This is a genomic window from Mesorhizobium sp. M0052 (assembly GCF_040323255.1).
Lineage (GTDB): Bacteria > Pseudomonadota > Alphaproteobacteria > Rhizobiales > Rhizobiaceae > Mesorhizobium.
In genome coordinates this window covers 21,835-28,153 of record NZ_JAMYUS010000038.1, presented here as the reverse complement: position 1 = coordinate 28,153, position 6,319 = coordinate 21,835, and the positions used below count along the sequence as shown (strand labels likewise).

The 6,319-nt window shown below is 59.7% G+C and carries 5 protein-coding genes and 4 pseudogenes; 4 read left to right on the top strand and 5 right to left on the bottom strand.

Going from position 1 to position 6,319, the window contains the following annotated elements; genetic code table 11:
• Positions 1–402, bottom strand: a pseudogene (gene virG / locus NKJ77_RS31070) (two-component system response regulator VirG); the annotation flags it as partial.
• 79 nt (positions 403–481) lie between these two features.
• On the opposite strand from virG, the gene NKJ77_RS31065 reads away from it, so the two are divergent.
• Complete coding sequence (locus NKJ77_RS31065; protein WP_023679571.1) at positions 482–757, top strand: acyl carrier protein; 276 nt, start codon at positions 482–484, stop codon at positions 755–757.
• Between the two features lie 105 nt (positions 758–862).
• Here NKJ77_RS31065 and NKJ77_RS31060 read toward each other — a convergent pair whose 3' ends face one another.
• From NKJ77_RS31060 to NKJ77_RS31050, 3 genes and pseudogenes are all read right to left on the bottom strand, one after another.
• The gene (locus tag NKJ77_RS31060) at positions 863–1,480 is read right to left on the bottom strand and encodes a hypothetical protein (protein ID WP_023679572.1); all 618 of its coding nucleotides are present in this window, start codon (positions 1,478–1,480) and stop codon (positions 863–865) included.
• On the bottom strand, positions 1,480–1,659 hold the full coding sequence (locus tag NKJ77_RS31055) for a hypothetical protein (RefSeq protein ID WP_352536280.1): 180 nt from the start codon (positions 1,657–1,659) through the stop codon (positions 1,480–1,482). The genes NKJ77_RS31060 and NKJ77_RS31055 overlap by 1 nt, the downstream gene beginning before the upstream one ends.
• Positions 1,656–2,382: pseudogene (locus tag NKJ77_RS31050) on the bottom strand (IS6 family transposase). The gene NKJ77_RS31055 and the pseudogene NKJ77_RS31050 overlap by 4 nt, the downstream one beginning before the upstream one ends.
• Before the next feature lie 294 nt (positions 2,383–2,676).
• Between NKJ77_RS31050 and NKJ77_RS31045 the strand changes: the two are divergent.
• The 3 genes and pseudogenes from NKJ77_RS31045 (at position 2,677) to NKJ77_RS31035 (ending at position 4,213) form a co-directional block, all read left to right on the top strand.
• Positions 2,677–3,054 (top strand): hypothetical protein, encoded by a 378-nt coding sequence (locus NKJ77_RS31045; protein ID WP_023690673.1) that lies wholly within the window; start codon positions 2,677–2,679, stop codon positions 3,052–3,054.
• A gap of 234 nt (positions 3,055–3,288) precedes the next feature.
• A pseudogene (locus NKJ77_RS31040) lies at positions 3,289–3,452 on the top strand (DUF1403 family protein); the annotation flags it as partial.
• Positions 3,453–3,502: 50 nt separating this feature from the next.
• Positions 3,503–4,213, top strand: a pseudogene (locus NKJ77_RS31035) (IS6 family transposase).
• Between the two features lie 129 nt (positions 4,214–4,342).
• Here the strand turns inward: NKJ77_RS31035 and NKJ77_RS31030 are convergent.
• Positions 4,343–6,262 (bottom strand): potassium transporter Kup, encoded by a 1,920-nt coding sequence (locus NKJ77_RS31030; protein WP_352536279.1) that lies wholly within the window; start codon positions 6,260–6,262, stop codon positions 4,343–4,345.
• Positions 6,263–6,319: the final 57 nt, after the last annotated feature.

Sequence of the window (6,319 nt, the reverse complement as noted above, 5' to 3'; positions counted from 1 at the left end):
TTCCAGGCCCCAAAGCGAAATGAGCGCTGCTCTCTGGTTCGCGGACTAGAAATGCGCTGGCGTAGCGCTACTCGAATGCGGGCCAGGAATTCGCGCATCCCGAAAGGCTTGGGAATGAAATCGGTTGCGCCGAGCTCCAGTGCAACCACTTTTTCCGCCTCATCAAGCCGGTCGCCGCTGATCACTATGATAGGAACATCCGATTTTGTCGCCAGATTGCGGACGATCGCAAGTCCATCCTCCCGGCCTAGGTTAAGGTCAACAACCACGAGATCGACTGGCTCACGTGAAAGAACATAGTCAAACTGCTTGCTATCGTGGACTGCGGTTACCTTCAGGGCATGCATCGGCGATGAGGCGCCGCATTGCGGCATCATCGTCAATGACAAGAACATGTTTCAACGGCACACCTCGTTTTGGGGGTTGCGCCCCGATCAGGGTTGCATTACCTGAATCTGCAAGCAAAAGGCATGTATTAGTGATGACATTACTTGAAATTGAACAACTGGTTCTCAAAACCCTCAACGCTCTAGTTGCCGAAAAAGTAGAGGTGTCGATGACAACCAGAATGCGGGATCTCGGCCTCGACAGCCTCGACTATAACGAGCTTGCTACGGCGATCGAGAGCCGACTTGGCTGGTTTGTCGACGATTACAAGCTCTGGCAATACGAGTCCGTAAGGCATGTCGCCGACGCCGTCGCCAGTCAGGAGTTGCGCACCGCGGAACCACCAGCAGTGCGACAAGTGCTGGAGTAGTGCTGTAGGCACAGGTTACGGTGAGGGCAGCTTGGGCGGCGGTAGCTATTGCCATTGCTCCGCTGTGGTTTCTATTCGTGACTGGTGTGTTTGAGAACTGTTGGGTCAGCCCGGTCCATGTCGCAGTGCCGATGCCCCCTTGGTGGCGTTGCCCGCAATTGCGATCGCTGCGCCCAGGGCACCAATGCTGACGGTCGTTGTCAGGCCACCCGTTGAATTGTTGTCAGAGGCAACAGTGCCCACCACACCATCCCAATTGGTGGTCGTATAGACCGACATGTAGTCACGGAACACGCTCTCACTATACGTGGTCACGATCGTTGCCGTCGTACCGGTTGGCACGAGGGCCGACCACACTGACAGATAGACCACACCAGAATTGAAGATGCTTTCCACCTGAGCGAGAAGAGTGGCAGCCACACCCCCAATCGTCATACTGTTGACGGTCACTGCACTTTCGGTGTCAGTGGTCTCAGTTGTCACGATGACACGACGATTAGCGTGTGGCGCGACAAGAAGCGGAATGCTGGTGTGGGTGTAAACGGTCGTGGCAGTCGAGTCTTCGTGAGTGCCATTGAAGACCAGATCTATCGGGAACATTTTCTCCCAGACGCCCGAGCTGCGCACATAGACCTGTCGAGCCTTGGTCCAGAGGCTTGAGATTTTCACCCATACGGCGCTAGCCGCCCCCCAGACCCCGGAGGCTTTGACGTAAAGGGCCATTACGGCTGCACCCAGAAATCACCGTCCACGCCGCCAGAAGGGGCAGCGGCCGAGATCGTGACGCTGCGATTTGCCATCGTGCCGACGCCGAGAAGCGCCTTGGTCTGGGCAATGGACTGCGGTCGACGATAATTGTCCCCGGTGCCGTCACTCGACACGTGACCGACGAAGCTCGTCACAGCGTCGGCACCTGTGGCGTAGGTCGAGCGGTACAAACGCGTCGTGATATCACCAGCGCCATCGCGCTGAGGCGATGAACATGTATGGCGAGAGCAGAACGTTTGGGGCGGGACGAAGAGGTTGCGGAGGGCTGACAAGGTCGAGACGAAGCGTTGCAGGCCTCCCGGCGATCGGACCTCTGCATCATCCGCTCCCGTTTTCGCGGCGGCACATGGGAATTCTCCGCTCCGTTGTTCAACCCCTTGTGCGACCGGTGCTTGACGTCCGGCATCACCTGTCGCTTTGCCGCTCCATACGAGCGCAGCTAGTCGGTGATCATGCGCTTCGGCGCGAGCCCCTGCTTCTTCAACGGCCGCGTCAGCAAGCGCTTGGCGGCCTTGGTGTTGCGGCGGTTTTGCACGATTTCGTCCAGCACATATCCATCCTGGTCGACGGCGCGCCACAACCAAAGCTTTTTGCCGGGCGATGGTGACGACCACTTCGTTCAGGTACCAGACATCATTCCGGCACGGCGGCTTGCGGCGCAAGCAGCGAGCGCAGTCCAGCCCGAACTTAGATGCCCCACCGGCGACTTGTCTCATACGAAACCACGATGCCGCGTTCCAGCAGCATTTCCTCAACCAGGCGCAGGCTCAGCGGAAACCGGAAATAAAGCCAGAGCGCGTGGGCGATAATAGGCGGCGGAAATCGGGGGGCGTGTAGCTGACGGCGGGCGTATTCATGCCCCCCGGCGTCCATGTCGCAAATCTTGACGATTGCTTTGTGTGTCAAGCCCGCCGCAGGTCTCAATGCGTTCATATGCAGACATTGTGAAAATCGCCCTATTCCGCCTTTTTTTACCGCCCCTTAAGTCCCCCGCTCGCATGCTTGTCGATGCATTGAACTCATAGCCATCGGCCAAGGATTTTGGAAAATATGTTTCCGCTCGCAGCAGAAAACGTGAGAGTCGCTGTAGGCCTAACGTCAAGGGGAGAGAGCGGTTTGATTGGACGAAATGGGTACCGGAGTACCGAGTCATGAAGCCACGAGGTAATCTGGTCCGACTGAAGCAATTTCAGGTGAATGAGAAGCGACGACAGTTGCACCAGCTAGACATCATGATTGCCGATTTCGAACGCATGGCGCGAGAACTGGAGTTCCAGATAAACGCCGAGGAAACGAAGGGCGGCATCTCCGATGTCAATCATTTCGCTTATCCGACGTTCGCCAAGGCCGCTCGCCTACGTCGTGACAACGTCAAGAATTCGCAATCGGACCTTCTGCGGCAGAGAACCGCAGCCGAGCCATGCCTCGCCGAGGCTGAAGCAGAGCTCTCCAAGGCGCAATTGCTAGAATCGCGCAGCGGCAGAGGCCACGACCTCGAACCCGGCAACCGAAGCGCCATGATCGGCTGAGCCGGACGGCTTCAGCGCGCCTCAATTCGCGACACCGACTGGCCGTTGGCGCGCGAGAGGCGTGCGGGCACTGTAAAGATATCAGCGTCTTGATGCAGCGATAGCTGGTCGGGACGGCTGTCATGCTGCGGCGACATACGCGATTTTGTCCAGATTTGCATAGCGGCGTTACGCAGGTATGGGGGAAAGTGGAATTGGTTGGCAATCGGATCATCGGTGGAGACGAACCGCTGCCGGCGGACCGGCGCCTGGCGGCAACGCCTGGCGCTTTCGGCGGCGGCGGTAACGGCAAAGCAGGCTGGCCGCGTCGAGGATGAAGCGGCCCCTGCGTGATGCCGTTCTGCTCACGGCCGGGAGACGGGGTCGGCCCCGCCGGCCGGATGCTGCTCGCTTGGCGCGGCACCGTAAAGTCAACCGACAGCTTATGAAGATGTGCTTACATTGGGCCATGTCAGAAGTTGCTCGTGGTCCGCTCTATGGTCGCCACCGCTTTCCCCCGAGATCATTGCGCACGCGGTATGGCTCTACTTTCGCTTTCCGCTCAGCCTGCGCATGGTTGAGGACATGCTGGCGGCCCGCGGCATCATCGTCACGCATCAGACCGTTCGAAGCTGCGCGGAGAAATTCGGACGGCATTTCGCCCAGGAGATCAATATCAGCCGGCTGCCTGGGCGACAAATGGCATCTCGACGAATGTGTCGTGGCTATCAGTGGCAAGAAGCAGTGGCTCTGGCGTGCCGTCGATCAGGACGGCTTCGTCCTCGAAGTGCTGGTACAAAGCCGCCGAAATGCCAAGGCGGCAAAGCGTCTGATGCGCAAGTTGCTGAAAGCTCAAGGGCGGACACCACGGATCATGATCACCGACAAGCTCCGATCCTATGATGCCGCCATGCGCGACCTCTTGCCCGGCGTCGAACACCGGTCGCACACAGGCCTGAATAATCGAGCGGAAAATTCGCACCAGCCGACTCGACGACGCGAAAGGGATCATGAAACGCTTCAAGTCGGCACGCCAGCTTCAGCGGTTCGTTTCCATCCATGATCCGATTGCCGACCTGCTCACTTTCCCTGCAATGCGCTGTCATCGGCTCAACATCGAGACCTGCGTAACGCCCCCATGCAAATCTGGAACAAGATCGCGTGTGTCGCCACAGCGTGACAGCCGTCCCGGCCAGCTATCGCGTGCATCAAGCCGCTGAAACTTACAGTGCCGGGCGCGCTGCTACCTGAATTTCCTTACCCGCTCAATCAATGTGACAGCACCGATTCTTCTCAACCGCGGCATGCCCTAAATCGTCACTTGCGTTCCGATCTCGACCACACGTCCGGTCGGGATCTGGAAATATTCGGTCGCATCGGCGGCCGTGCGTGCCAGGCCGATGAACAGCTTGTCCTGCCACACCGGCATGCCCGAATTGGGCGATGCCTTGAGCGAGCGCCTCGACAGGAAGAACGACGTCGTCATGATGTCGAACTTCCAGCCTTGCTTGCGGCAGATCGCCAGCGCGCGCGGGATGTTCGGCTGCTCCATGTAGCCGAAGGTCAGCGTCACCCGCATGAACAGCTCGTTGACCGTCTCCATCTTGACCCGGTCGCTGTCGGGCACCACCGGTTGCGGCGCGGTCACCACCGAAAGGATGACGTTCTGCTCGTGCAGCACCTTGTAGTGCTTCAGGCTGTGCATCAGCGCTGTCGGCGCGCTTTGCGGATCGCTGGTCAGGAACACGGCGGTGCCGGACACCAGCTGCGGCTTCTTCTTCAGCAGATTGCCGGCGAGGAAATCGAGCGGGATTTCGTTGCGCCGGGTCTTGTCGAACAGATAGCGGCTGCCGCGCACCCAGGTCCACATCGCCAGAACGATGGTGAAGGCCACCGCAAGCGACGCCCAGCCGCCCTCGAACACCTTCACGATGTTGGAGGCAAAGAAGCCGATGTCGATGAAGGCGAACACCGCCGTCATCGCCACCGCCACCCACAGGCGCCATTTCCAAATGCGCGTCATGACGACGAACAGCAGCACCGTCGTCACCAGCATGTTGCCGGTCACCGAGATGCCATAGGCCGAGGCCAGCTTGCTCGATTCGCCGAAACCGACCACCAGCAGCATCACCGCCAGCGCCAGCAACAGATTGACACGCGGCATGTAGATCTGGCCCGACTGCCGTTCCGAGGTGTGCAGGATTTCGAGACGCGGCAGCATATTGAGCTGCACCGCCTGCCTGGTCAGCGAGAAGGCGCCGGAGATCACCGCCTGGCTGGCGATAACCGTCGCGGCGGTTGCCAGCACCACCATCGGGATCAGCGTCCAGCCTTCGTTCATCTCGAAGAATGGGTGGCCGACGTGACCGTTCTTCGCCAGCACGAAAGCGCCCTGCCCAGCATAGTTGAGCAGCAGGCAGGGAAACACGATCCACAGCCAGGCGACCACGATGGGCCTGCATCCGAAATGGCCGAGATCGGCATAGAGCGCTTCGGCGCCGGTGACGGCGAGGAAGATGGCGCCGATGGTCACGAAAGCGACGTCGGGCGAATGGATCAGGAAGGCGACGATGTAGTGCGGGCTCACCGCCCACAGGATTTCTGGATCGGCGATGATGTGGTTGAGACCGGAAAGGCCAATTGCCAGGAACCATACGGCGGTCACCGGGCCGAACACCAATCCCACCCCGCCGGTGCCAAAGCGCTGCACCGCGAACACCATGGCCAGGATGACCAGTGTCAGCGGCACCACATAGGGCTGGAAGGTCGACGTGACGACGTTCATACCCTCGACCGCCGACAGCACCGAAATCGCGGGCGTGATGACCGCGTCGCCGAAAAACAGCGAGGCGCCGACGATGCCGATGCCCAGGATCACCGCCGACCGCTTGGGGAAACTGCCGCGCGCTAGCGCCATCAGCGACAGCACGCCGCCCTCGCCGCCGTTATCGGCGCGCAGCACGAACATGATGTACTTGATGGTGACGATGATAGTCAGCGACCAGATGATCAGCGACAGCACGCCGAGGATATCGCCGCGCTCGGCGACATTGCCGCCCGACGACGCCACCAGCGCCTCACGGAACGCGTAGATCGGGCTGGTGCCAATATCGCCATAGACAACGCCGAGCGCGCCTAGCATCAGCACCTTGGTGCTGTCCTGTTCGATTTCGGGATGGCTCGATTGTTCGACGGGTTCTGCCTCGCTACCAGCATTGGTAAGGGCCATGGACGACACTCCGATAAGGGGCGGCCCTCTACCTTTGCTGCACTGCAATATCAAGTG

Excerpts from the sequence above, each read along its gene's own strand:
- NKJ77_RS31065 (WP_023679571.1), top strand. The coding sequence starts at position 482 with ATGACATTACTTGAAATTGAACAACTGGTTCTCAAAACCCTCAACGCT.
- NKJ77_RS31060 (WP_023679572.1), bottom strand. The coding sequence starts at position 1,480 with ATGGCCCTTTACGTCAAAGCCTCCGGGGTCTGGGGGGCGGCTAGCGCC.
- NKJ77_RS31045 (WP_023690673.1), top strand. The coding sequence starts at position 2,677 with ATGAAGCCACGAGGTAATCTGGTCCGACTGAAGCAATTTCAGGTGAAT.
- NKJ77_RS31030 (WP_352536279.1), bottom strand. The coding sequence starts at position 6,262 with ATGGCCCTTACCAATGCTGGTAGCGAGGCAGAACCCGTCGAACAATCG.